The 24,140-nt window shown below is 71.0% G+C and carries 26 protein-coding genes and 1 pseudogene; 20 read left to right on the plus strand and 7 right to left on the minus strand.

Going from position 1 to position 24,140, the window contains the following annotated elements; translation table 11 throughout:
- Window positions 1-36: 36 nt before the first annotated feature.
- From ACZ6TI_RS03720 to ACZ6TI_RS03745, 6 genes are all read left to right on the plus strand, one after another.
- Window positions 37-1,197, plus strand: coding sequence for an agmatinase family protein (locus ACZ6TI_RS03720; RefSeq protein WP_465343416.1), 1,161 nt, complete (start codon window positions 37-39; stop codon window positions 1,195-1,197).
- Complete coding sequence (locus ACZ6TI_RS03725) at window positions 1,194-2,180, plus strand: ABC transporter substrate-binding protein (RefSeq protein ID WP_465343417.1); 987 nt, start codon at window positions 1,194-1,196, stop codon at window positions 2,178-2,180. The genes ACZ6TI_RS03720 and ACZ6TI_RS03725 overlap by 4 nt, the downstream gene beginning before the upstream one ends.
- On the plus strand, window positions 2,177-3,031 hold the full coding sequence (locus tag ACZ6TI_RS03730; protein ID WP_465343418.1) for an ABC transporter permease: 855 nt from the start codon (window positions 2,177-2,179) through the stop codon (window positions 3,029-3,031). The genes ACZ6TI_RS03725 and ACZ6TI_RS03730 overlap by 4 nt, the downstream gene beginning before the upstream one ends.
- Window positions 3,031-3,786, plus strand: coding sequence for an ABC transporter ATP-binding protein (locus ACZ6TI_RS03735; RefSeq protein WP_465343419.1), 756 nt, complete (start codon window positions 3,031-3,033; stop codon window positions 3,784-3,786). Before ACZ6TI_RS03730 ends, ACZ6TI_RS03735 begins: the two co-directional genes overlap by 1 nt.
- A 74-nt stretch (window positions 3,787-3,860) precedes the next feature.
- Window positions 3,861-4,679: a CPBP family intramembrane glutamic endopeptidase gene (locus ACZ6TI_RS03740; RefSeq protein WP_465343420.1), complete on the plus strand. Its 819-nt coding sequence runs from the start codon at window positions 3,861-3,863 to the stop codon at window positions 4,677-4,679.
- A 29-nt stretch (window positions 4,680-4,708) separates the two neighbouring features.
- On the plus strand, window positions 4,709-5,899 hold the full coding sequence (locus ACZ6TI_RS03745; RefSeq protein ID WP_465343421.1) for a M23 family metallopeptidase: 1,191 nt from the start codon (window positions 4,709-4,711) through the stop codon (window positions 5,897-5,899).
- On the opposite strand, the gene ACZ6TI_RS03750 is transcribed toward ACZ6TI_RS03745, so the two are convergent.
- Window positions 5,884-6,255 carry a GNAT family N-acetyltransferase gene (locus ACZ6TI_RS03750; protein ID WP_465343422.1) on the minus strand — a complete coding sequence of 124 codons (372 nt, stop codon included), beginning with the start codon at window positions 6,253-6,255 and terminating at the stop codon, window positions 5,884-5,886. The two genes, ACZ6TI_RS03745 and ACZ6TI_RS03750, sit on opposite strands and share 16 nt — an antisense overlap.
- Window positions 6,256-6,488: 233 nt before the next feature.
- On the opposite strand from ACZ6TI_RS03750, the gene ACZ6TI_RS03755 reads away from it, so the two are divergent.
- The 4 genes and pseudogenes from ACZ6TI_RS03755 to ACZ6TI_RS03770 all read left to right on the plus strand — a co-directional run bounded on the left by ACZ6TI_RS03755 (window position 6,489) and on the right by ACZ6TI_RS03770 (window position 8,238).
- The gene (locus ACZ6TI_RS03755; RefSeq protein WP_465343423.1) at window positions 6,489-6,734 is read left to right on the plus strand and encodes a hypothetical protein; all 246 of its coding nucleotides are present in this window, start codon (window positions 6,489-6,491) and stop codon (window positions 6,732-6,734) included.
- A gap of 30 nt (window positions 6,735-6,764) precedes the next feature.
- Window positions 6,765-7,160 (plus strand): VOC family protein, encoded by a 396-nt coding sequence (locus tag ACZ6TI_RS03760; protein WP_465343424.1) that lies wholly within the window; start codon window positions 6,765-6,767, stop codon window positions 7,158-7,160.
- 32 nt (window positions 7,161-7,192) lie between these two features.
- Window positions 7,193-7,417 (plus strand): annotated as a pseudogene (locus ACZ6TI_RS03765) (IS30 family transposase); the annotation flags it as partial.
- A gap of 368 nt (window positions 7,418-7,785) precedes the next feature.
- Entirely contained in the window at window positions 7,786-8,238 is a 453-nt protein-coding gene (locus ACZ6TI_RS03770; protein WP_465343425.1) for a hypothetical protein, read from the plus strand.
- Here the strand turns inward: ACZ6TI_RS03770 and ACZ6TI_RS03775 are convergent.
- Window positions 8,223-9,848 carry an alpha/beta hydrolase gene (locus tag ACZ6TI_RS03775; protein ID WP_465343426.1) on the minus strand — a complete coding sequence of 542 codons (1,626 nt, stop codon included), beginning with the start codon at window positions 9,846-9,848 and terminating at the stop codon, window positions 8,223-8,225. The two genes, ACZ6TI_RS03770 and ACZ6TI_RS03775, sit on opposite strands and share 16 nt — an antisense overlap.
- A 111-nt stretch (window positions 9,849-9,959) precedes the next feature.
- On the opposite strand from ACZ6TI_RS03775, the gene ACZ6TI_RS03780 reads away from it, so the two are divergent.
- Both ACZ6TI_RS03780 and ACZ6TI_RS03785 read left to right on the plus strand, forming a co-directional pair.
- Window positions 9,960-11,657 carry a sensor histidine kinase gene (locus ACZ6TI_RS03780; RefSeq protein WP_465343427.1) on the plus strand — a complete coding sequence of 566 codons (1,698 nt, stop codon included), beginning with the start codon at window positions 9,960-9,962 and terminating at the stop codon, window positions 11,655-11,657.
- Window positions 11,648-12,292: a response regulator gene (locus ACZ6TI_RS03785; RefSeq protein ID WP_465343428.1), complete on the plus strand. Its 645-nt coding sequence runs from the start codon at window positions 11,648-11,650 to the stop codon at window positions 12,290-12,292. The genes ACZ6TI_RS03780 and ACZ6TI_RS03785 overlap by 10 nt, the downstream gene beginning before the upstream one ends.
- 2 nt (window positions 12,293-12,294) lie before the next feature.
- Here ACZ6TI_RS03785 and ACZ6TI_RS03790 read toward each other — a convergent pair whose 3' ends face one another.
- The gene (locus ACZ6TI_RS03790) at window positions 12,295-12,927 is read right to left on the minus strand and encodes a dihydrofolate reductase family protein (RefSeq protein ID WP_465343429.1); all 633 of its coding nucleotides are present in this window, start codon (window positions 12,925-12,927) and stop codon (window positions 12,295-12,297) included.
- 75 nt (window positions 12,928-13,002) lie between these two features.
- On the opposite strand from ACZ6TI_RS03790, the gene ACZ6TI_RS03795 reads away from it, so the two are divergent.
- Window positions 13,003-13,878: a LysR family transcriptional regulator gene (locus tag ACZ6TI_RS03795; RefSeq protein WP_465343430.1), complete on the plus strand. Its 876-nt coding sequence runs from the start codon at window positions 13,003-13,005 to the stop codon at window positions 13,876-13,878.
- Complete coding sequence (locus ACZ6TI_RS03800) at window positions 13,878-15,800, plus strand: amylosucrase (protein ID WP_465343431.1); 1,923 nt, start codon at window positions 13,878-13,880, stop codon at window positions 15,798-15,800. The genes ACZ6TI_RS03795 and ACZ6TI_RS03800 overlap by 1 nt, the downstream gene beginning before the upstream one ends.
- 16 nt (window positions 15,801-15,816) lie before the next feature.
- Here the strand turns inward: ACZ6TI_RS03800 and ACZ6TI_RS03805 are convergent, their stop codons facing one another.
- From ACZ6TI_RS03805 to ACZ6TI_RS03820, 4 genes are all read right to left on the minus strand, one after another.
- On the minus strand, window positions 15,817-16,590 hold the full coding sequence (locus ACZ6TI_RS03805; protein WP_465343432.1) for a hypothetical protein: 774 nt from the start codon (window positions 16,588-16,590) through the stop codon (window positions 15,817-15,819).
- 215 nt (window positions 16,591-16,805) lie between these two features.
- Complete coding sequence (locus ACZ6TI_RS03810; protein ID WP_465343433.1) at window positions 16,806-18,956, minus strand: ABC transporter permease; 2,151 nt, start codon at window positions 18,954-18,956, stop codon at window positions 16,806-16,808.
- A complete protein-coding gene (locus tag ACZ6TI_RS03815; protein ID WP_465343434.1) occupies window positions 18,953-19,633 on the minus strand; it encodes an ABC transporter ATP-binding protein in 681 nt (226 codons plus the stop codon). The genes ACZ6TI_RS03810 and ACZ6TI_RS03815 overlap by 4 nt, the downstream gene beginning before the upstream one ends.
- Window positions 19,630-20,154 carry a PadR family transcriptional regulator gene (locus ACZ6TI_RS03820; RefSeq protein ID WP_465343435.1) on the minus strand — a complete coding sequence of 175 codons (525 nt, stop codon included), beginning with the start codon at window positions 20,152-20,154 and terminating at the stop codon, window positions 19,630-19,632. The genes ACZ6TI_RS03815 and ACZ6TI_RS03820 overlap by 4 nt, the downstream gene beginning before the upstream one ends.
- Window positions 20,155-20,209: 55 nt before the next feature.
- On the opposite strand from ACZ6TI_RS03820, the gene ACZ6TI_RS03825 reads away from it, so the two are divergent.
- Genes ACZ6TI_RS03825 through ACZ6TI_RS03850 form a run of 6 tightly spaced genes read left to right on the plus strand, consistent with a single transcriptional unit; the run spans window position 20,210 to window position 24,121 of the window.
- A complete protein-coding gene (locus ACZ6TI_RS03825) occupies window positions 20,210-20,608 on the plus strand; it encodes an MmcQ/YjbR family DNA-binding protein (protein WP_465343436.1) in 399 nt (132 codons plus the stop codon).
- A 55-nt stretch (window positions 20,609-20,663) separates the two neighbouring features.
- Window positions 20,664-21,317: a DJ-1/PfpI family protein gene (locus ACZ6TI_RS03830; protein ID WP_465343437.1), complete on the plus strand. Its 654-nt coding sequence runs from the start codon at window positions 20,664-20,666 to the stop codon at window positions 21,315-21,317.
- Window positions 21,314-21,598, plus strand: a complete 285-nt coding sequence (locus ACZ6TI_RS03835) for a hypothetical protein (protein WP_465343438.1) — start codon at window positions 21,314-21,316, stop codon at window positions 21,596-21,598. Before ACZ6TI_RS03830 ends, ACZ6TI_RS03835 begins: the two co-directional genes overlap by 4 nt.
- Before the next feature lie 31 nt (window positions 21,599-21,629).
- Window positions 21,630-22,346: a carbon-nitrogen hydrolase family protein gene (locus tag ACZ6TI_RS03840; protein ID WP_465343439.1), complete on the plus strand. Its 717-nt coding sequence runs from the start codon at window positions 21,630-21,632 to the stop codon at window positions 22,344-22,346.
- The gene (locus ACZ6TI_RS03845; protein WP_465343440.1) at window positions 22,343-22,900 is read left to right on the plus strand and encodes an AAA family ATPase; all 558 of its coding nucleotides are present in this window, start codon (window positions 22,343-22,345) and stop codon (window positions 22,898-22,900) included. Before ACZ6TI_RS03840 ends, ACZ6TI_RS03845 begins: the two co-directional genes overlap by 4 nt.
- A 36-nt stretch (window positions 22,901-22,936) precedes the next feature.
- Complete coding sequence (locus ACZ6TI_RS03850; RefSeq protein WP_465343441.1) at window positions 22,937-24,121, plus strand: S8 family peptidase; 1,185 nt, start codon at window positions 22,937-22,939, stop codon at window positions 24,119-24,121.
- The last annotated feature ends 19 nt before the right edge of the window (window positions 24,122-24,140 follow it).

Raw genomic sequence — 24,140 nt, forward strand, 5'->3', positions numbered from 1 at the left:
CTCTCCGGCCGGGCCCCGCACCTCGTGGAGGCGCCCATGGGCCTGCATCACGACCACTCGCACGAGCCACCGACCGAGACCGAGCCGACCCTGCACGACCGCTACGGGCCGGAGGCGGCCTTCGCGGTCGCCGCCGAGGCGAAACTTCCCACCACGAAGTGGCAGGAGGAGATCGCCCGCGGCCTCGAATACGGACTCCAGGGCGCGGACTCGATCAAGGACCGGACCATCCCGACGTTCTCCCGGGGTGAGCTTCCGCACTTCGCCGGGATCAACACCTTCCTCAAGGCGCCATATGTGGAGGACGTCCGCCGCTGCGGTGAATACGACGTGGCGATCCTCGGGGCGCCGTTCGACGGCGGCACCACCTACCGGTCCGGCACCCGGTTCGGGCCGCAGGGCATCCGCAAGATCAGCGCGCTCTACGGGCCGTACAGTTTCGAGCTTGGTGTTGATCTCCGTGAGTCGATCACGATGTGCGATCTCGGCGACATCTTCACCATCCCGGCCAACATCGAGAAGACGTTCGACCAGATCAGCAAGGCGGTCGCGCACGTCTACGAGTCGGGCGCGTTCCCGGTGGTGCTCGGCGGCGACCACTCGATCGGCTATCCCACCGTGCGCGGCGTTGCCCAGCACCTGCAGGGCAACCTCGGCATCATCCACTTCGACCGGCACGTCGACACCCAGGAGACCGACCTCGACGAGCGGATGCACACCACGCCCTGGTTCCATGCCACCGACATCCCGAACGTGCCGCCGAAGAACCTGGTGCAGATCGGCATCGGCGGCTGGCAGGCGCCGCGGCCCGGGGTGAAGGTCGGCCGGGAGCGCGGCACCACGATCATGACCGTCACCGACTGCGTCGAGATGGGCATCCAGCAGGCCGCCGAGCGCGCCCTCGAGGTGGCCTGGGACGGCGCCGACGCGGTCTGGCTGTCCTTCGACGTCGACTGCCTGGACGCGGCGTTCGTGCCCGGCACCGGCTGGCCCGAGCCGGGCGGCTTCCTGCCCCGCGAGGTGCTCAAGTTCATCCAGATCATCGCCGACGCCCGGCCGCTGGCCGGCATCGAGATCGTCGAGTGCGCGCCGGCCTACGACACCGCCGAGATCACCGCCCTGCTCGCCACCCGCGTCATCTGCGACACCCTCGGCTGCCTCGTGCGGTCCGGTCACCTGCCCAAGGGGAAATCATGAGGAAGCTCATCGCGGTCTTCGCGACCGCCTTTCTGATCGCCGGCTGCGGCGGCGAAGGCGCCACCGCAGAAACCGAGACCACGACCGTGCGACTGGGCTTCTCCGCCTGGCCCGGCTGGTTCCCCTGGCAGGTCGCGCAGGAACAGGGCCTGTTCGCCAAGAACGGCGTCACCGTCGACCTCAAGTACTTCGAGAGCTACACCGACTCGCTGACCGCGCTGAGCACCGGCAACCTGGACGCGAACAGCCAGACGCTGAACGACACGCTCTCCTCGGTCAGCGGCGGCGCGGCGCAGACCGTGGTGCTGGTCAACGACAACTCCACCGGCAACGACCAGATCATCGCTCGGCCCGGCATCAACTCGGTGGCCGACCTCAAGGGTCGGAAGGTCGCCGCCGAGCAGGGCACGGTCGACCACTACCTGCTGCTGCTCGCCCTGCGCAAGGCCGGCCTGACCGAGAAGGACGTCGAGTTCACCCCGCTGCTCACCGACGCCGCCGCGGCCGCGTTCGTGGCCGGCAAGGTGGACGCGGTGGGTGTCTTCGCGCCGTTCACCACGACCGCGCTGGAACTGAAGGGCAGCAAGGCGATCGCCACCTCGGCCGACTTCCCCGGCGCGATCCCGGACCACCTGGTCTTCGGCGCCGACTTCACCGAGGAGCACCCGACCGAGGTGCAGGCGATGGTGCAGACCTGGTTCGACACGGTCGCGTACATCAAGGCCAACCCCGACGCGGCCATCGAGGTCATGGCCAAGCGCGGCGGCGTCAGCGCCGCCGACTACAAGAGCTACGACGCCGGTACGACCATCTTCACGCGTCAGCAGAACCTGGACGCGTTCGCCAGTGGCAGCACCCCGGCCAACCTCGACTTCCAGGCCGGGCAGATCGCGGAGTTCCTGGTGTCCACCGGGCTGGCCGACGAGAAGCCGCCGCTCGACGGGCTGCTCGAGCCCCAGTTCGTGCAGGCCGTGAAGGAATGAGCACCACCGTGGCGGACCCGGCGCCGACCCGGCCGGACTGGCCGTCGCTGCCTCGGCGCCGGCCGCCGCGGCGACAACGGCTGTGGGCGATCCGGGCGCCGATCTCGAGGCGGGCCAAGGCGATCCTGATCGCGTGCTCGGTGCTGGTGCCGTTCGCGGCGTGGGTGCTGGTGTCGGCGACCGGCCTCGCGCCCGAACGGTTCCTCCCGTCGCCGCTCGCCGTCTGGGAAGCCGGCGTCGAGATGGCCCGCTCGGGCACGCTGGCGGCGGACACCTGGGCCAGCGTGCAGCGAGTCCTCATTGGATTCGGCCTGGCAGTTCTTGTGTCTGTCCCCCTGGGAATCCTGCTTGGAGGTTTTCAGGCGGGCCAGGCACTCGTCGAGCCGGTGGTCGGCCTGCTCCGCTATCTGCCGGCGAGCGCCTTCATCCCGCTGCTGACCATCTGGCTCGGCATCGGCGAACCCTCGAAGATCATGCTGCTGTTCATCGGCACCGTCTTCTTCAACACGCTGATGACGGCGGACGCGGTGCGCCAGGTGCCGATCAGCCTGATCGACGTGTCCTACACCTTGGGAGCGAGGCGCGGCGAGGTGCTGCGCAAGGTGGTGGTGCCACACGCCCTTCCGGGCATGATCGATGCGGTACGCGTGAACGCCGCCGCCGCGTGGAACTTCGTGGTCGTCGCCGAACTGATCAACTCGGAGGAGGGCCTGGGCTACCGCATCGCGCGGAGTCAGCGCTTCCTGGCCAGCGACCGGATCTTCGCCGTGCTGATCGTGATCGCCGTGCTGGGCCTGGCGATCGACGTGCTGCTGCGGCTGCTGCGCGATCGCGTCGGGCGGTGGGTCTGATGGCGTTGCTGTCGCTCGACGACGTGAGCATGCGGTTCGGCGCGTTCACCGCCCTGGACGGCATCTCGCTGGACGTGCCGGCCGGCCAGTTCGTCTGCCTGGTCGGCGCCTCCGGATCCGGCAAGTCCACGCTGCTCTCGCTGATCGCCGGCCTCAGCCGGCCGACGTCCGGCGCGATCAGCCTCTCCGGCGAGCTGGTCGAAGGGCCGGGCCCGGACCGGGGGCTGGTCTTCCAGTCGGGTGCGGTCTATCCCTTCCGTACGGTCGAACGCAACGTCGGCTTCGGCCTGGAGTTGCTCGACCTCAGCCGCGCGGAACGGGCCCGCCGGATCGACTGGTACCTCGCCGAGACCGGCCTGACCGCGCTGCGCCGCAAGCTGCCCAAGGAGTTGTCCGGCGGGCAGCGGCAGCGGGTGGCGATCGCGCGGGCGCTCGCCTGCGAACCGTCGGTGCTGCTGCTGGACGAGCCGTTCGGCGCGCTGGACGTGCAGACCAAGGAGGACATGCAGGTCTTTCTGCGGCGGGTGTGGCGGGACACCGGCACCACGGTGCTGATGGTCACGCACGACGTCGAGGAGGCGGTGTTCCTGGGGGAGCGGGTCGTCGTGCTGGCCTGCGATCCGGGCCGGGTGGCGGCGGACCTGACCGTGGACCTGCCCGCCGAGCGGGAGCTGACGGTCAAGCGCAGCCCGTCCTTCCTGGCCCTCCGCGCGCGGGTCGAGGACCAGGTCAGGGCCTTCCACCACGGTGCTTAGGGCGGTTTTCTGGTGTCGCTGTCCGGTGGTGCACCGGCTTCTTCCCGGGGTCGCGCGCTGACAACGTCGGAGGCATGAAAACCCGAGTCATTCAAACCGATCCCACACCCGCCACCGGCGGCATCGCCAACTGGATCCGCCGGCACCGGCTGATCACCTTCTTCACGCTCGCCTATGTGCTCGCCTGGTGGTCCTGGCCGCTCGATCAGCTCGACGTCTGGCCACGGCAGGCCTTCCAGGCGATCGGAGCCCTGCTCGCCGCGCTCATCGTGATCGCGGTGGCCGACGGGAAGGCCGGCTTCAAGGACCTCGGCCGGCGGCTGATCCGCTGGCGGGTGCCTTGGTATTACTACGCGTTCGCGCTCGGCGTACCCGTGGTGTTGAGGGTGGTGATGTCGTTCTCCAATGACGCGCAGTCGCCGGACTGGCTGCACCTCTCGTGGAGCGCCTTCGCGCTGTCGTTCCTGATCCGCCTGGTCAACCCGATGGACGGGCCCGGCGCCGAGGAGCCGTCGTTCCGCGGTTTCGCCGTGCCGCGCCTGCAGCGGCAGCACTCGCCGCTGATCTCCGCCGCCATCCTCGGCGTCCTGGTGGCCGGCTGGCACCTGCCGCTGATCGGCGACACCGGCGTGATCGGCCTCGTCACCACCTTCGTCATCACGTTCGTGTACGTCTGGCTGTTCAACCGCACCGGCGGCAGCGTGCTGCTCGTGCTGCTGTTCCACAACGCCCAGGGTTTCGTCACGTTCCGGGATCTCGGCTACACCGGGGACGCCCTGGCCCGCCAGCAGTTGCTCGAGTTCTTCGCCTGGACCGCCGTGGCGCTGATCCTGATCGTCGGGGACCGCCCGGCCTGGCGCAGCGCCCCGCCCTCCGCGGTCTACGACAGATGACTTCCGTGCCCCTGAGTTAGGAGACGACCATGCACGTGCTCCGTTCCACCGCGCTGATCGGCGCGGTGGCTCTCACCCTGATCCTGCCGACCGCCTCGCTCGCCTCTCCGGCGACTTCCGCGCCCGCCTCTCCACCGCCCTCGGCCGTCGAGGACCACTACACCGCTCTGACCGCGCAGGTGTTGTCCCAGCCGCACTCGGTGCCCGGCGCGGACGGCCGGCGGCACCTGGCCTACGAGCTGATGCTGCTGAACTGGACCCAACTTCAGGCCACCGTCGAGCGGATCGAGGTGCTCGACGGCCACCGCGTCCTCGCGGACTACCAGGGCGCCGCGCTGGACGCCGTGACCAGCTCGATCACCCAGGTGCCCGGGCGGGTGGTGGCGCCCGGCACGATGCACAAGGCGGTGCTCGACGTCACCGTGCCGCGGGCCGCCCGGCCACGCACGCTGGTGCACCGGCTGACCGTGACCACCGACCCCGAACTGCCGGTGCTGGCCTCACCCTTCCTGGCCGCCCGCACCGAGGTGGCCCAGCAGCCGCCGATCGTGCTGGCGCCGCCGCTGCGCGGTCCACGATGGATCAACATCACCGGCTGCTGCGCGCCCGACGCGCACCGGCTCATCCTGCAGGGCATCAACGGCAGACTCACGGTGGGCCAGCGGTTCGCCTACGACACCACGCAGTTGCTGCCGAACGGACGCCTCTTCGACGGGCCGATCGACGACGTGCACAGCTATCCCGCCTACGGCACCCCCGTGCACGCGGTCGCCGACGGCAAGGTGGTCACCGCGATCGACGGCACTCCGGACCGCGTGCCGTTCAACGCCCCCGAGCCCGGCGAGCCGGTCACCATCTCCGGCAACCACGTCGTCCTGGACGTCGGCAACGGCCGATATGCCTACTTCGCGCACCTGGCTCCCGGCAGCGTCCGGGTCGCCGTCGGCCAGCGGGTCCGCGCGGGCCAGGTCCTCGGCCTGATCGGCAACAGTGGCAACAGCGACCTGCCGCACGTGCACTTCCAGATCATGGACGGCCTGTCGCCGCTCGGCTCGGAGGGCCTGCCCTTCGTCTTCCGCTCCTTCGACAGCCCCGGCAGCATCCCGCCGCTCTCCGAGATCGACGTGACCGGCGTGATCCCGGTCGGCCCCGACCTGGCCGGCCACCACGAGTCGGTCATCCCGATGATCCGCCAGGTCATCGACTACCCGCCGGCCTGAGGGTCCGTCACCCGCAGCAGGCCGGCCTCGGTCCGCCGGAAGCCGCACCTGTCCAGGTAGAAGTCGGACAGGTGCGGCTCGAAGTCGACGTGCAGCCAGGTGCACCCCGCCGCGGCCACGTCCGCGACGGCCCGCCGCACCAGCCCCGCCCCGACGCCGAGCCGCTGCCGGTCCGGATCCACCGCCGTGTCCAGCAGGAACGCATGCTGCCCGCCGTCCCAGGCGACCTGCACGAACCCCACGAGCAGCCCGTCGTCGAACGCGCCCACCCAGCTCAGGGCATGCCGGTCCAGCTGCCGGGCCCAGGACACCGAGCCCACCTCGCCACCGAACGCCCGAGCATGCAGTTCGTTCACCGCACCGTCATCAACCGCGAACCGAGACACATAATCGACAGCCACGCCGCCCCCCACCGTAAATTACGATCTTGTAGTTCACCGGCAGCCGTTGCCGACTGCAAAATGCCAGGTCAGAGTAGATCTGACGACGAGCGCCGGCGGGCGGAAGCCATGCGGCATAACTGGATGACCACCCGCACCCACCCGCCCGGCCGCTCGTCCTCACACCAGTACACGGGGGGAGAGTGACCATGCCCCCACCGGACGGCACCGGCACAGTCTTCGTCCGCCACCTCCGGAACGACGACTACACCGCGATCTGGCAGGGCGACGGCGCCGACCACCACCGCTACGCCGACATCACCGGCTCACGAGCCGAGGTCCTCGACTGGGTGGTCCGCTGCCGCCCGGCGACTTTCCTGGCCCTGGACCGATCCCGCGAGGACTACGTCCCCTTCACGGTCGTCAACGGAACCCCACGGAATCTCCCGCTCTAGCCACCCCGGCAGCTCACTACCATCGCCGGCATGGCCATCGCTCATTCACCGCTCATCGTCATCGACTGCCCCGATCCCGGCACGCTGGCCAGGTTCTACGGCGCGATGCTGGACTGGAAAACAGACGTCTCCACCGACCGGGCGTCGGCCTGCGCCGACCACGGCCAGTGCATCTCCTTCCACCGGGTCGCCGACTACCGCCCGCCGACGTGGCCGACCCAAACGCGACCCCAGCAGATGCACCTGGACCTGCTCGTCGACGACCTCGACGACGCCGAGGCCGCCGTGCTCGATCTGGGCGCGACCAAGCCCCCGCGGCGTAGTGGAAGCACAGGTCGCGACCCGGCGGCCCAAGCCAGCAAAGCCGGCAAGCTGCCGCCGGCCCGCCGACGACCTGGCAGGGCTGAACAAGCCGAACCGCGCTGACCGCCGCTGGGCGACAGCCCGGAGCCCGGAGCCGGGCACTGGGCAAGCCCCGTCAACGCTCGCGGACCAAGCCGCAAGGGCACATCACCGCCGAGGTCCTGAGCGAACGACCCGCCGAGGTCGAGGATCGAGCGATACCCGGCCACTGGGAAGGCGACCTCATGATCGGACTGAACCGCTCCGCCATCGACACTGTCGTGGAGCGCGTCAGCCGCTACACAATGCTGGTCCACCTACCCCGTCTCGAAGGCAACGGAATCGGGGTCAAGCCCCGAGCGCCCAGAGAGCAGAGCCCGCGTCGAAGCCCCGCCCCCCAGCCCGACCAACAGAGCACCAACCAGGCCCACCCACCACGCCCGAGCAGATCACCGAAGCAAGAAACGCCCGGGTTCAAGGCCCCGAGTTTGAGAGCACGACAACCTCAAAACGCCGATGCTCAAAGGCCCAACGGCGACCATCACGCCCCCACCAACCAGCAACAGGCTGGAAGAAGAGCCGCCGCCAACCCACCAAGGGTCCGACGCCACAACGAACCCCATCGATGCGGAACCCACCGCAGCCGCAACCTTGTGCCGAGGACACCCCCCAAGGATGATCGATCCTTCCGACCGATAGGGGTCCCCACATGCCGCGGATCGAGTTCGAGATCACCAGCAGCACCGTTCCGCCGGACCGGTTCATCGGCGCCCTGACCGACTTCTCGCCGGCCCGCGCGGACACCTGGCCCAACGTCGACGCCGAGCACCTCCAGGTCCACGAGGTCGGACCCGATTCGGCCGACGTCACCGAGGGTTCCTCGCTGGCGGGCGGTGTCTGGGAGCGCAACCGCTACGACTGGTCCACCCCCGGCACGGTCCGGATCGAGACCACCGAGTCGAACACCTGGAAACCCGGCAGCTTCTGGCTCTATGAGGTCACTCCGGCCGGCGCCGGCAGCCACCTGAAGGTCACCGTCGATCGGCGTCCGGCGACGCTGCGCGGACGGCTGGTCGCCGCGCTGCTGGTCGTCGCCGGAAAGCGCGCCCTGCGCGGCGCCACCGAGCAGGTGCTGCACAAGCTGGATCAGGCGGGCGCCTGAACGTCCATCATCGCCCGCAGCCGGGCGGTGTCGGCGCCGGTCCAGCCCGGCGGGGGTGCGACCGCCGCCCAGCCGTCGGCCACCCCGGACCCGTATCGGTGACCGTGCCCGGCCGGGACGCTGTTGGCCGCGAACTGGTCGACCATGGTCTGCCAGAACGTCACCCCCGGATACCAGCGCATGTCCGGCGACACGTCCGGACCTCGTGGCGTGTCCAGCCACTCCGGGGATCGGACCAGCAGGCTGGGCCGGAACCAGACGATCGGATCGGACGCGTTCTGCAGGTAGACGACGGTCGGATCGGCGGACCCTCGGAGGTCGGCGGGATCGCGGCTGAATTCGATCGGCTGCCCCGGGAAGGCCGGATCCCAGGCCGGGCTCCCCGGTGAACGCGCCGGCAACAGCTGATTCCGGATCGGGTTGGCGAACGGCGGCCCGACCAGCAGCACCCCGTCGGCTCCCGCGGTGAGCGCGGGCGCCGACCCGAACGCCGCCTCGGTGCCGTAGGAACCCAGGCTTTCGCCGAACAACAACAGCTTGGGGCGCGTCGCGGGTGGCAAGAGGGACCAGCGGGCCTGCACCGCGCCGATCAGCTCACGGGCCGACTCGGCCACTTTGGACCGGTCCACCAGGAACGAGATCCAGCTCGGCAGATACGAATACTGCATGGACACGAGCGCGGTGTCCCCGGCGTACATGTATTCCAGGGAATCGGTCACGGCGGAGTCGACCCACCCCGTACCCGTCGGGGTGATGACCGCGACCACCGACCGGTCGAACGCGCCGGTCCGGTCCATCTCCCGCACCACCATCGCGGCTCTTTCCTTGGGCGACCCGGCCGAGTCCAGCCCGGCATAGAGCCGGATCGGCTCCTCCGCCGGCCGTCCCGCGAACGCGGAAAGCTCCGACGCCGACGGCCCGGTGCCGATGAAGTCGCGGCCCTGCATGCCCAGCGTCTTCCACGGCGCCAGCGACGAATCACTGCCCGACCGCATCGGAGTGATCGGTGCGAGAGCTCCCACGCTGGTGCGCCCGTTCGCCAGGGCCGCCGTCTGGTCGGCGATGGTCAGCGCCTGTTCGCCCAGGAACCCGTCGAACAGCCCGACCACCATGTAGGTCACCAGGATCCCGCCGGATGCCAGCGCCACCGGCCGCGGCACGATCCGGGCGGCGAGACGCGCCAGCCGGCGGGAGCCGAGCCGCAGCGCCCGCGCGGTGATCACCAGCAGGGCGAAGGTCAGTGCGCTCACCGCGACGATCCGGATCAGGTCGTAGCTTTCCATTCGCGGCATCTCCAGCCGCACCCGCAGGTCCTGCTGCCACTTCGTGCCGAGCGCCAGGAACAGCAGACCGGCGAGCGGCGCGCAGACCAGCATCGCCCACCAGAAGATCCGGATCATCCGCGCCGACGCCGGCACCCGGGCCAGCCGGGCGAGCGCGCCGACGGTGGCGCCCACGCCGTAGCCGAGCGCCGCGGTCAGGCCGCTGACGATGCCCTGGAACAGCCACGAGCGGGGCAGCAGCGACGGCGTCAACGCCGCGCAGAAGAACACGAGGGCGAAGAGGAAGCCGGTCGGGCCGAGCGGCGCGCGGACGATTTTCGGCGTCATGCGTTCACGGTCGTCCACGAAGCGGCGCTGGGTAAGGAGGTACGCCTCCCATTCGATTGGCCGGTTTTCTGGTATGTGCCGACCGTCCCCGGCGAAGTAACGTCATCGTCGATGTCACGCCCCGGTGCCACCCTGCTCGGCTCGCTCGGCGCAATCCTGCTGATCGGGCTGGCCGGCGTGGCCGTGCTCGGCCTGCGCAACGAGATGTCGCCGGTGCACGTGGCGGTGATCTGCTGGCTGAGTTCGACGTACACGATCAGCGGCCTGATCGCCTGGCGTGCCCGGCCGGGCAACCGGTTCGGGCCGCTGATGGTCCTCACCGGAGCGTGCGCCCTGCTCGGCTCGCTGACCTGGGCGGAGAACGGCGTCCTGCACACCATCGGTCAGTTCCTCGACCTGCTCCCGCTGGTGCTCATCGTGCACGTCTTCCTCTCCTTCCCGACCGGCCGGTTGCGCGGCCGGCTGGAGAAGGTCCTGCTGGGCGTCGGGTACGCGGGCGCGCTCGCCAGCCAGCTGGTGGTGATGCTGCTCGGCGGCCTCCGCCCGCAGGTGCTGACCGTGATCGACGCCCCGGACGCGGCCCTGGCCCTCTTCAAGGTCGAGCTCGTCGTGGTCAGCGCCGTCGCCCTGTCCGCGGCCGCGCTGCTGCTGACCCGGCGTCGCCGGCAGGCTCGTCCGCTGCGCCGATCGTTCCGGCTGCTGCTCGACTCGTTCACCGTCGGGCTGCTGATGATCGCGGTGTTGTTGCTGGTCGGCGCCCTGGGCGGTCCGGCGTTCCCGGCCGTGCAGCGGATCAGCCTGTTCCTGATGGGCCTCGCGCCGGTCGCTTTCGTCGCCGGCATGCTGCAGGCGTGGCTGGCTCGCAGCTCGATCGGCGAGCTGATGCTGGCGCTCCGGGAAAATCCGGTGGACCTGCGCGAACCGCTGTCCCGGGCACTGCGTGACCCGTCGCTGCGGTTGCTCTACTGGCTGCCCAAGTTCGGGTCGTGGGCCGACGAGGCCGGACGCCCGGTGGATCTTCCGGCGGAGAGGCGGCGGGTCACGCTGATCGACGAGGACGGCGCGCCGATGGCCGCCCTGGTGCACGATCCGGCGTTGCGGGACGAGCCGGCGCTGCTCGACGCGGTCACCGCCGCGGCCGCGATCGCGTTGCGCACCGGCCGCCTGCAGACCCAGCTGCGGGCCAATGTGGAGGAGCTGCGCGGATCCCGGGCCCGAGTGGTGGAGGCCGGTCAGCGCGAGCGGCAGCGGCTCGAACGCGACCTGCATGACGGCGCCCAGCAGCGCCTCGTCGCGCTGTCGCTGAGCCTGGGGGTGCTGCAGACCCGGATGGGCGGCGACCCCGATGCCGAGTCGCTGCTGGCCGAGGCGCGCAAGGAGATCGCCGTCTCGCTCGAGGAGCTGCGCGACCTGGCCCGCGGGCTGCACCCGGCGGTGGTCACCGCGCACGGCCTCGCGGTGGCGCTGGAGTCGCTCGCGGCCCGCGCGCCGGTGCCGGTGCGGCTTGTCGTGGAACTGCCGGGCCGGGTCGAGGAGGCGATCGAGGTGGCGGCGTACTACGTGGTGTGTGAGGCGCTGACCAACGTCGGCAAGCACGCCGAGGCGAAGTCCGCGACGGTCGAGGTGATGGTGGCCGGCCCGACGATGGTGATCGAGGTCGCCGACGACGGCCGGGGCGGCGCCGACACCGAGCGCGGCAGCGGCCTGCGCGGCCTCGCCGACCGGGTGGAGACCCTGGGCGGCCGGCTGCGGGTCTGGACCCCCAAGGATCAAGGCACCCGGGTACGCGCGGAGCTCCCATGCGGATAGCCATCGCCGAGGACAGCGTGCTGCTGCGGGAGGGCATCGCGCGGCTGCTGACCGATGCCGGCTTCGACGTGGTGGCCCGGTGCGGCGACGCCGAGCAGCTCAAATCCGAGCTGCGCGTGTCGGTGCCGGACGTGGTGATCGTGGACATCCGGCTGCCGCCCACGCACACCGACGAGGGGCTGCGGGCGGCGATCGAGTTGCGGTCGGCGTACCCGGGTCTGGCGGTCCTGGTGTTGTCGCAGTATGTCGAGGTCGGTCTCGCGATGCGGTTGCTCGCCGACTCCGCCGAGGGCGTCGGTTACCTGCTCAAGGACCGGATCAGCGACGTGCCGGAGTTCATCGGGGCGGTGCGCCGGGTGGCGGGCGGCGGCTCGGCGGTCGACCCGACCATCGTGTCCACGCTGCTGTCCCGGCGCCGCCGCGACGATCCGCTGGCCGCGCTGACGCCCCGCGAGCGCGAGGTCCTGGAGCTGATGGCCGAGGGCACCTCGAACCAGGGGATCGCGGACCGTCTGACGATCACCGTGCGCGCCGCCGAGAAATACGTGTCCAGCATCTTCGGCAAGCTGGGCCTGCCCGCGACCGGCAGCGAGAGCCGCCGCGTCCTGGCGGTCCTGCTGTTCCTGCGCACCTGAGGTCAGATCCCGGCGCGGGTGAACGTCAGATGGGTGACGCCGCTGGGCGAGGGGGTGGCTTCGACCCGGTAGTCCCGCTCGATGCCCTCCAGCCCGTCCCAGAGGCGCACGCCCCGGCCGAGCACGATCGGCACCACCGCGACGTGCGCATGGTCGACGAGCCCGGCGGCGAGGAAGTCGCGGATCAGGCTGGGCCCGCCGCCGAGCCGGATGTCCTTGTCCCCGGCCGCCTTCCGGGCGGTCTCCACGGCCTCGGCCGGCGACGCGTCGAGGAAGTGGAAGGTCGTGCCGCCCTGCATCTCGATGGACGGGTGCGTGTGGTGGGTGAGGACGAAGACCGGCGTGTGGAAGGGCGGGTTGTCACCCCACGCGCCCTTCCAGTCCGGATCCTCGTGCCAGCCCGGGTGGCCGAACTTCCCGGCGCCCATGATCTCGGCGCCGATCCCGGCGTCGAACTGCCGCACGAAGAAGTCGTCGACGCCGCCGCTGCCGCCGGGCTGCCACCATCGGGTGGCGAACATCCACTGGTGCAGCCGATCGCCGGCGTGCCCGAAGTGCGCGTCGGGCCCCTGACCCTCACCGGTCCCGAAGCCGTCGAGCGAGATGGAGAAGTTCTGTACGCGAACGAGAGACATGCGTTCGATGCTGGCAGCCCAGAATCATGACGTCCAATGCCAAGTCGGCCGAGATCTCATAGATAAACTTGATGAATGCTGAACCTGACCCAACTCAAGGTTCTGGAGGCGGTCGCCCGCCACGGATCGGTGACCGAGGCCGCGCGGGAACTGCGCTATTCCCAGCCGTCGGTCAGCCACCACCTGGCGCGGCTGGAAACCGCCTCCGGCGCCAGGCTGGTCCAGCGGGTGGGCCGCGGGATCCGGCTCACCCCCGAAGGTGAGCTGCTGGCGCGACGGGCGGCCGAGATCATCGGCCGGCTGGACGCCGCGAGCGCCGAGTTGGCCGCCCACGTCGGACTCCGCGCCGGGCGGGTGCGGCTCGCCGGCTTCCAGACCGTCCTCAGCACCATCGTGCCGAAGGCCGCCACCGTGCTCTCCCGGTCGCACCCCGGCATCGAGCTGAACATCGTCGACGCCCACCCCGCCGATGGCCTGCAGATGCTGCGCGCCGGACACGTCGACGTGGCCCTGATCTTCCGGAACGCCGGCACGCCGCCGGACGAGGCGGCCGGATTCCGGCTCACGCATCTGCTGGACGACCCGGTCTACCTGGTCGCGGACCGACCCGATCAGCGCGTCGAGGACCACCGTGACTCCGCCTGGGTCGGCGGCTGCGAACGCTGCCGGGCCGCCACGATCAGCGCGTGCGAGCGGGCCGGTTTCGCGCCGCGCATCGCCTTCTCCTGCGACGACACGGTCATCACCCAGGCGCTGGTCAAGGCCGGCATGGGCGTCGCGATCGTCAACGGCCTCGCGCTGCGCGCGCACCGGGCGCCGGGCGTCCACGCCACCCCACTCGCCGGCGACGTCCGCCGGATCTACGCCGCCACGTACGGCGAACCGCCGGATCCGCCCGCCACCACCGCGCTACTCGAGATCCTGGCCGCGGAGTGCCGTAGGTTGATTTGATGGAGATCGCGGTGCGGCGCCGGGCCGCGGATGCCCTGGCAGAGCTGCTTCCGGCCCTGGAGATCGAAGCCGTGGCAAAGCTCGGGCGCTCCGACGCCGTCGCCTTCCTCGCCCGGCTCGAGACCACCCTGCTCGACATCTTCGAGCCACTCGACATCGTCTATCGGACCCCGCTGCTCGAGCGCTTCGTCCGCGTCTCGCTGGACGCCGCGGCGGCCCGGCCCGAGGCCCTGCGCGAGCTGGACCGCAAGCGCGAGATCGACCGCGGCTGGTACCAGCGGGCCGGCATGATCGGCTACGTCTGTTACGCCGACCGGTTCGCCGGCACGCTCAAGGGGATTCCGGACCGGCTCGACTATCTCGCCGAGCTCGGCGTCACCTATCTGCACCTGATGCCGCTGCTCGAGCCGCGTCCGGGGGAGAACGACGGCGGCTACGCGGTGATGGACTACCGCGCGGTCGACCCGCGGCTGGGCACCATGGACGACCTGGAGGACGTGGCCGCCGCGCTGCGCGAGCGCGGCATGAGCCTCTGCATCGACCTGGTGCTCAACCACACCGCGCAGGAGCACCCGTGGGCGCGGGGGTGGCTGGCCGGCGATCCCGCGTACGAGGACTTCTACCTGGCGTTCCCGGATCGGGAGATGCCGGACGCCTACGAGCGCACCATCGTCGACGTCTTCCCGGACCGGGCGCCGGGCTCGTTCACCTGGCACGAGGAACGGAAGCAGTGGATCTGGACCACCTTCTGGAGCTACCAGTGGGATCTGGACTACCGCAACCCGGCCGTGCTGCAGGCCATGCTCGAGACCATCCTGTGGCTGGCCAACCGGGGCGTGGACATCTTCCGGCTGGACGCGGTCCCGTTCATGTGGAAGCGCCTCGGCACCACCTGCATGAACCAGCCCGAGGTGCACCGGCTGGTGCAGGCCGTGCACGCGCTGGTCCGGCTGGCCGCGCCGGCGGTGGTGTTCAAGGCCGAGGCGATCGTGTCGCCGGACGACCTGGTGCCCTATCTCGGCGGGCACGACCGCTACCGCCCGGAGTGCGAGCTGGCCTACCACAACCAGCTCATGGTGATGCTGTGGAGCAGCCTGGCCACCCGGGACGCCCGGCTGATGGCCCAGTCGCTGCGCCGGATGCGCCCGATCCCGGCCGAGGCGTCCTGGTGCACCTATGTGCGCGGGCACGACGACATCGGCTGGGCGGTGAGCGCCGAGGACGCGGCCGCGGTCGGCTGGGACTGGTGGAACCATCGCAACTTCCTGAACGCCTTCTTCTCCGGCCGCTTCCCGGGGTCGTTCGCCCGTGGCGCGCTGTTCCAGGAGAACCCGGAAACCGGCGACGCGCGCATCTCCGGCACGGCGGCGTCGCTGGCCGGCTTCGACAGCGCCGACCTGGAGGCCGCGGTCCGCCGGCTCACGCTGCTGCACGCGGTGACGTTCGCGTTCGGCGGCATCCCGCTGATCTACATGGGCGACGAGCTGGCGATGCGCAACGACCATTCCTATCTCGACGATCCCGCGCTGGCCGGCGACAACCGCTGGATGCACCGCCCGCACATGGACTGGGCGGCGGCCGCGCGCCGGCACGATCCGGCGTCGATCGAGGGCCGGGTGTTCACCCGGATCAGGGAGCTCTGCTGGGCCCGCAAAGACCTTCTCTCCTTGCGTACGGGTGGGGAGATCGAGGTTCTGGGGGTCGATGACGCGGCGGTCTTCGCGTGGCGGCGCCGCCATCCCCGCAGCGGCACGTTCATCGGGCTGGCCAACTTCAGCGACGAGCCGCGGTCGATCGACGCCGGGCCGATCGGCCGCCACGGCTGGCTGGAGACCGCGCTGAGCAGCGACGGGCCGCTGCAAGTGCGCGAGGGACGCGCCCACCTGCCGGCGCTCGGATTCGTCTGGTTGGTCGAGCGCTGAATGTCCGGTTCGACGCCTAGAGTCTGAGCGCCGTCGCCGCCACGTCGCGCAGCTGGGCGGCCGTGGTCGGGGGCAGGAACAGGTCGGGCAGATGGCGGGGCGAGTCCTGGAAGAAGACGCCGTAGAGCGTGGCGGCGTCCAGGTAGACGGCCTGGCTGGTCGGGTGCTTGCCGTCCTTGCTGATCAGCGACCGCGTGCCGGCGCGGGCCACCACCGCCTCGAACTCGTCGCAGATCGGGGCGACCACAGTGGGCAACGGCAGCGCGGTGGCGAGGCGCGCGTAGCCGGCGTTGATGGCCGCCACGTTCTGCCGGCGGGTGGCGAACGGCGCGGGCTTGACCAGCGCCCAGTTCTTGAAGAGCACCACCTTGCCGCCGGGCTTGAGCGACCGGGCCAGCGCCGGGGCGTACGTGTCCAGCGTCGCCTGCGCGATCGCCGGCCGGGTCGCGACGAGCGTGCTGTATTCCTGCAGCACGATGAAGTCGTACTGGGTGGCGCCGTTCAGCGCGTTTCGCGCCCGGCCGGAGTCCCAGCTCTTCTGCAGGGTGCTGCCGAACCGGATCACCTTGGTGGTGTGCACGATCCGGCCGCTCGCCCGGGCCAGCCGGCGCACCACGTCGGGGGTGTCCTCGCCGCTGACCGCGGGCGTGCCGATCAGGCTGTTGCCGACGAAGAGCACGTCCAGGGCGGCCGGGCTGCCGGCCGCGGCGAGCGGCTGGGACCCGCTCGCGACCAGGCCGGCGGTCGCCGCGGCGACGACCAGCCCAAGACCCAGCAGTTTTCGTATCACGTCGATATGGTGTGGGCCGCGAGGGTCGTCCGGCCTCATCCGGTCGGTCGGTTTTCTGCCGCTTCGACGGCGAATTGCCCGTCCGGCGATACCGGCATCATCCGGTCGGTCAATCGCGCCGGCGGTCTCGTCATGCCGCAGAGCCTCGCCGAACCGCCGCCCGCCGCACATCTGGCGGGCGGCGGAACTACACCTATGCCTATCGGCCTATCCCGTTATTCGCTTCTGGCGGTTTCCGGACCGGTGATGCGTTCCAGCAGCGGCATGGTCGCGGCGATGATGGCCAGGCAGGCGGCCAGGCCGATGATCACGATCAGATAGAACGCCGGGCCCGGCGGGATCAGCGTGTAGTCCATCTGGGCCTTGAGGAAGAGCTGCGCGGAGAGCAGGCCCATGCCGATCGCCACGACCGCGACGGTAAGCATCGGGACGGCGCTCTCCAGGGCGACCACGCGGCGCAGCGTGCGCACCGGCGCGCCGCTGAGCCGCAGCAGGCTGAACGGGCGGCGCCGCTCGGTCAGGCCGCCGATCACGCTCACCGCCAGACTGCAGCCGGCCAGCACGAGACCGGCGATGATGATCACGTCGGCGAGTTGCTGCCAGCCGTGCAACTGGTCGGCGAAGCTCGACTCGAAGTCGCCGGCCGTGTTCGGCGCCACCCAGAAGTCGGGGAAGGCCAGCGACAGCATCGTGCGCGCCCGTTCGATCGCGGCCGGCGAGCCGTCGGTGTCGACCACCACGGCGTTCGCCGGCAGCTTCGCGAACTGGTCGGCGGAAAGCGTCGCGGCGGGCCAGATCCGCGTCGCCGAGGCGCTCTCGCCCCAGGGGATCAGGTTGCTCGGCACGGCGGCATAGGTCACCCCGCCGGCGCAGTGGCCGTAGGCGGGCGGGATGTCGGCGCAGGCGATCGCACCGACGTCGACGGTCATGTCCGGGTTCGCGTAGACGACCGTGGTGGTGCGCACGCCGGGTATCGCGCGCAGGTCGGCCAGCACGGTCTCCGGCACCTCGCGCGGTCCGTCGTCGAAGACCGTGGACAGCGAGCCCGCGTCGAACGAACCGGCCGCCGCCGGGCCGCGCTCGGCGACGATCGTGGTGATCACGCCGACCGCCACGCTGGTGACGAAGAGCGCGACCATGATGCCGCTGATCGCCCGGAAGCCCGCCTTCGGATTGTCGGCCAGCCGCCGCGCGGCGATCAGCGCGGCCGGTCGCCGCGCGCGCCGGGCCATCACCCGGGCGGCGACCATGGTGAGCCACGGCCCGGCCACGACCAGGCCGATCATGACGAGCAGCAGGCCCGGCAGGAAGGCGGCGGTCTGCCCGTCCGACGTCTGCGGCCGGCGGCCGAGGAAGTAGGTCAGCTCGGCGAGGCCGAGCACGAGCGGGATCAGCCGGTACGCCCGGGGCGGGCGCGGCGTGACCCGGCGGGTGACGCCGAGCGGGGAGATCCGCACGCGGGACAGCGAGACCCACGCCGCCAGCGCCGCACCGGCCGGCACGCCGATCGCCACCACCAGCACGTCCAGCGGGCGCAGGAAGACGTCCGACGGGAAGAAGCTCATGCCGGTGAACGGGATCGCGGCGACCTGGCCGCGGAAGGCGAAGAACAGCGCGAAGCCGATCGCCACCCCGGCGACGGCCGCCACCACCGCCTCGGTGGCCGCGATCACCGAGATCTGCCGGGGCGTGGCGCCGACCAGGCGGATGGCCGCGAAGCGCTGCTCCCGGCGCGCGGCGCTGAGCCGGGTGGCGGTGCCGATGAAGATCAGCACCGGGAAGAGCAGACCGCCGGCGATGACCCCCAGAATGAGGTCGATCACCGCCTCCGGCAGCGCCGGTGCGGCCGCCACGACCTCGGTGATCGGCTTGGCATTCGGCAGTTCGGCGACCTGGGCGGGGGCGCCGCCGACGATGATCTCCAGGGTGTCCGGCGAGGACAGCGCCGCATCGCCGATGACGCCGAGATTGCGCCCGGGATAGCGGGCGCCGAGCTCCGCGGGATGGTCCGAGATCAGATCGGCGAGCGCCGGCGAGACGTAGAACTCGCCGGGGCCGGGGGTGCGCGGGATGCCGATCGGCGTCGGCGCGGCCGGGCTGGTGGCGGCGACGTCGACCCGGGAGATCTCGTCGCCCTGGAAGAAGTCCGCGCGGGTCACCCACCACAGTGGATCGGCGGCGCCTTCCGGCGCGGGGCTGGGATAGAGCGCCGCGTAACGGGTGAGCTGAGCGTTCACCGCGTTGACCCCGGCCAGCGTGACCAGCAGCAGGCCGGAGCCCATCGCGACGGCGACGGCGACGACGATCAGGCGGGTCAGCGCCTCCCGGCCGCCGGCCACGGCGAGGCGCAGTCCGAAGCGGATCACGAGGCGATCCGGTCCGGTGCGTTGACCTTGCCGTCGCGCACGATGACCTCGCGGTCCGCATAGGCCGCGACGCGCGGCTCGTGGGTCACCACGACGACCGTCGTGCCCTGCTCGCGCGCCGACGCGACCAGCAGGTCCATCACCTGCTCGCCGGTCAGCGAGTCGAGGGCGCCGGTCGGCTCGTCGGCGAACAGCACCCGGGGCTCGGCGACCAGCCCGCGAGCGAGAGCGACCCGCTGGGCCTGCCCGCCGGACAGCTCGCCGGACCGGCGCTGCTGCATGCCGTCCAGGCCGAGCCGCGGGAACCAGGCGCTCGCCCGGCGCACCGCCTCGCCCCGGCGCACCCCGCTGAGCAGCAGCGGCAACGCGACGTTTTCCACCACGGTGAGCTCGGGAACCAACTGTCCGAACTGGAAGACGAACCCGAAGCGCTCCCGGCGCAACGCGCTGCGCCGGGTCTCGGACATGGTGTCCACCCGGTCGCCGTCGAAGAGGATCTCGCCGGAGTCGGGCAGCAGGATGCCGGCCAGGCAGTGCAGCAGCGTCGACTTGCCCGAGCCGCTCGGGCCCATCACCGCGACGATCTCGCCGGACTCGACGGCGATGCTCGCGTCGCGCAGCGCGGGGGTCTCGCCGAACGAATAGACCACGTTGCGCGCTTCCACCGCGATCGTCATGGCCGGACCTCCTTGCGCAGGGCGTCCAGCCGGGCGCCGGTGGTCTCGATCCAGTGCAGGTCGGCCTCGAGGTGATAGAGGCCGTGGTCGGCGAGCAGCCCGTCCACCAGGCCGCCGGTGCGCTTGATCTCGGTCAGCTCGCGCATCCGCTGCAGGTGGGCGCGGCGCTGGGTGTCGAGGTATTCCTCGGCCGGGCGGTCCAGCATCAGGGCCAGCACGACCTTGGCGAAGAGCGTGGTCTGCAGGTGCGGCTCCGGCTCGACCGGCTGGGTCAGCCACTGGTCGACCTCGGTCGCCCCGGTGTCGGTGATGATGTAGCGCTTGCGGTCCGGACCGTCGCCGGGGCGGACCTCGCTGATCACCACCTTGCCGTCGCGGGCGAGCCGGCCGAGCGTCGAATAGACCTGGCCGAACGGCAACGGCTTGCCGCGGCCGAAGTAGGTGTCGTATTCGCGCTTGAGGTCGTAACCGTGGCTGGGCTCCCGGTCGAGGAGCCCCAGCAGGGTGAGGGGAACGCTCATGCGGAGGACCATACACCCGAGGTATACACCGAGTACATACTCTACGGTGGGCGGCATGGCGACCGTCGATGATGTGCATGAGCTGGCGTCCGGGATGCCGCACGTCAAGGTGGAGTACGGCACCGGTGAGAATCCCGTCTACCAGGTCGGCGGCAAGTCGTTCGTGTTCTTCCGCAACCCCCGCCCGGACGCGGTCGACCCGGAGACCGGCGAGCGTCTGCCGGACGTGATCGTGTTCTGGGTGTCCTCGGAGGCTGAGAAGCAGGCCCTGATCCAGGACGAGTCGACGCCGTTCTTCACCACCGCGCACTTCAACGGGCACCCGTCGGTGCTGGTCCGGGCGTCGCGGCTCGGTGAGCTGAGCCGCGAGGAGCTCGCCGAGGTGATCCAGGACGCGTGGCTGGCCCAGGCCTCGGCCCGTCGTGGGGCCGCCTGGTTGGCGGAAAACCGTTGAGACGTGGCATTCCAGCCACTCCTGCGGCCCGGCGGTGATCGCTAGCGTCGACCACATGCACGCACAATTCGTTCTTTTCGACGGGTTCGACCCGCTCGATGTCGTCGCGCCCTACGAGGTGCTCACCGCCGGCGGGGCCGCGGCGGGCGGGGCTCTCCAGGTCCGGCTGGTCTCCGCCGAAGGCCCGCGCCGCGTCGTCAGCGGCACCCCCGGCATCGCGCTCGACGCCACCGCGGCGCTCGACCCCGGGTTGCCCGGCTACATCGTGGTGCCCGGCGCATCCGGTCCGGTCGCCGCCGACCCGGACGAGGTCGACACGATTCCGGTGCTGCTGGCCCGGGTCGGCGGGACCGCCCTGCCCGGCCTGATCGCCGACGCGCTGACCCGGCCGGACGTCACGGTCGCCACGGTCTGCGGCGGCGCGCTGGCTCTGGCGATGGCCGGCGTGCTGGACGGCCGCGCCGCCGTCACCCACGTGCAGGGGATGGATCTGCTGGACGCCACCGGGGTGCGGGCGATCGACGCGCGGGTGGTGGACGACGGCGACCTGATCAGTTCCGGCGGCGTCACCTCCGGCCTGGATCTGGGGCTGTACCTGCTGGAACGATCCTTCGGCCCGCGGGTCGCGCACGCCGTGGAACGCCTCTTCGAATACGAACGCCGCGGGGTCGTCTGGAGCGAGACCGGCCGCGACCCGGTGCCGGCATGACCGGCGCCTGGGCCCTCGAGATCAAAACCCCTTTGGGTACGCTGCCCGTCACGCTGACGCTGACCGGCTCCGGAGGCTCCGCCGCGAGCGACGCGGAGACGGTCCCGCTGCAGGACTTCGAGGCCGTCGGCGACCACCTGACCTGGCGCCAGTCGGTCACCAGGCCGATGCGCCTGACCCTGCACTTCGACGTCGTCGTCGACGGCGACACGATGACCGGCACGGCGCGGGCCGGCCGCCTGCCGCGTTCCACGGTCACCGGAGTCCGCATACCCTCGTGATCCCAGTCGTGCACCGCCCTAGGGTCAGGGGATGCGGATCGGTGCGTGTCAGACTCCTGAGCTGCTGGCGGACGTGCCGGCCGCGCTCGATGTGGTGGAGTCGTTCGCGGCGCAGGCGGATGCCGACCTGCTGGTCTTCCCGGAGTGCTTTCTGCAGGGTTATCTGACGACGCCGGAGTTCCTGCGCGGCAACGGGTTGGCGCTGGATTCCGACGAGTTCGGCGCGGTGCTGGCCCGGTTCGCGCGGATCCGGCAGACGCTGGTGCTCGGCATGATCGAGGAGCGTGCCGGTGTGTTCTTCAACACCGCCGTCGTGATCGCCGGCGGGCGGGTGCTCGGCGCCTATCGCAAGACGCACCTGACCGAGGGGGAGCGCACGTTCACGGCCGGGGACGCATACCCGGTGTGGGAGGTCGGCGGCGTCCGGTTCGGCGTGAACATCTGCTACGACTCGAGGTTCCCGGCGGCCGCGCGGGCGGTCGCCGAGCAGGGCGCGCGGGTGCTGCTGGTGCCGGCGCAGAACATGATGCGCCGGGTGAACGCCGGGCGCTGGCAACCGTTGCACAACACGATCCGGGCCGAACGCGCCCGCGAGACGGGGATGTGGCTGGTCTCGGCGGACGTCACCGGGCTGCGCGGCACGGACCACATCGGATTGGGGCCGACCAGCGTGATCAGCCCGGCCGGCGAGGTCGTCGCGCAGGTGCCGGACCTGGAGGTCGGCATGGTCACCGCGGAGATCGGATGACCACGATCAAGAGATTCGTCATCACCGGCGCGCCGGGGGCCGGGAAGACCAGCATCCTGGCGGGGCTGCGGGCGCGTGGCTACCCGGTCGTCGACGAGGCCGCGACCGACGTGATCGCGGTGGAGCAGGCGCGGGGCCGGCAAGAGGCCTGGCGGGAGCCCGGATTCCTGGAGGCGATCACGGCGCTGCAGCGGGAGCGGCAACTGAGCCCGGTGCCGCCCGGCACCCGGGTGCAGGTGTTCGACCGGTCGCCGATCTGCACGGTCGCCCTGGCCCGCTACGGCGGCCAACCGGTGCCGGACGCGCTGGCCCGCGAGGTCGAGCGGATCGTCGCGGAGCGGATCTACCAGCCGCGGGTGTTCTTCGTGCACCTGCTCGGCTTCATCACGCCGACCGCCGCCCGCCGCATCACGCTCGAACAGTCGATCCGCTTCGAGAGGTTCCATGTGGACGCCTACCGCGAGCACGGCTTCGAGCTGATCGAAGTGCCGCCCGCACCGGTCGAGGAGCGGGTGCGGCAGATGGACATTCTCATTGATCGATGGATTTGTTAGCGTCGGCTCACTGGTTGCCCAGGTGGGGAGGCGCTGATGAATCGGATCGTGCGTTATGGGATCGCGGCTGCGGGAGCCGTCGCGATCGGCTTGCTCGGGATGCCGAGCCCGGCACCGGCCGCGGCCGAGGCCGATGTGCTCTCGGTGGCCGGCGCCGAGGTCGTGCCGGACAGCTACGTGGTGGTGTTCAAGGCCGGGCGTGGGGACGCCAGGACGCTCGCCGGAAAGCATGACGCGACCGTGCGGGCCACGTACCGGCATGCTTTGAATGGTTTTGCCGCCTCGATGACCGCGCGGCAGGCGCGGCGGATGGCGGCCGACCCGGCGGTCGCGTTCGTGCAGCCGAACGTCATTCACCGGGCGAGCGACACCCAGACCAACCCGCCGTCCTACGGCCTGGACCGGATCGACCAGCGGAACCGGCCGCTGAACAACTCCTACACCTATCCGCGCAACGGATCGGGCGTGCACGCCTACATCATCGACACCGGCATCCGCACCACCCATCAGGACTTCGGCGGCCGGGCGGTGAGCGGGTTCGACGCCATCGACGGCGGCGCCGCGGACGACTGCAACGGGCACGGCACGCACGTCGCCGGCACGGTCGGCGGCGGCGCGTACGGTGTGGCGAAGGGTGTTGATCTGGTCGCCGTGCGGGTGCTCAACTGCGAGGGCAGCGGCACGACCGCGCAGGTGGTGGCCGGCATCGACTGGGTCACGGCAAACGCGCAGAAGCCCGCGGTGGCCAACATGAGTCTGGGCGGCGGCGCGGACACGGCGCTGGACAACGCGGTGCGCGGGTCGATCGGGTCCGGGGTGAGCTATGCGATCGCGGCCGGCAACGGGTTCCTCGGCCTCTTCGCGCTGGACGCGTGCACCCAGTCGCCGGCCCGGGTGGCCGAGGCGATCACGGTGTCCGCCACCAACAACACCGACGCGAAGCCGAGCTGGGCCAACCGCGGCACCTGCGTCGACCTGTTCGCGCCGGGCATCAACATCACCTCGGCGTGGGGCACCGGCGACACCGCGACCAGCACGATCAGCGGCACCTCGATGGCGACGCCGCACGTGGCCGGCGCCGCCGCGGTCTATCTGGCCGCGCACCCGACCGACACGCCCGCACAGGTGAGCGCGGCGATCGTGGGCGGCGCGACGACCGGCGTGGTCACCAGCCCGGGCAGCGGCTCACCGAACCGTCTGCTCTACGTGGGCACGCTCTAGGCGTCGAAGACACCCACGG

This window comes from Actinoplanes sp. NPDC051388, assembly GCF_055586225.1.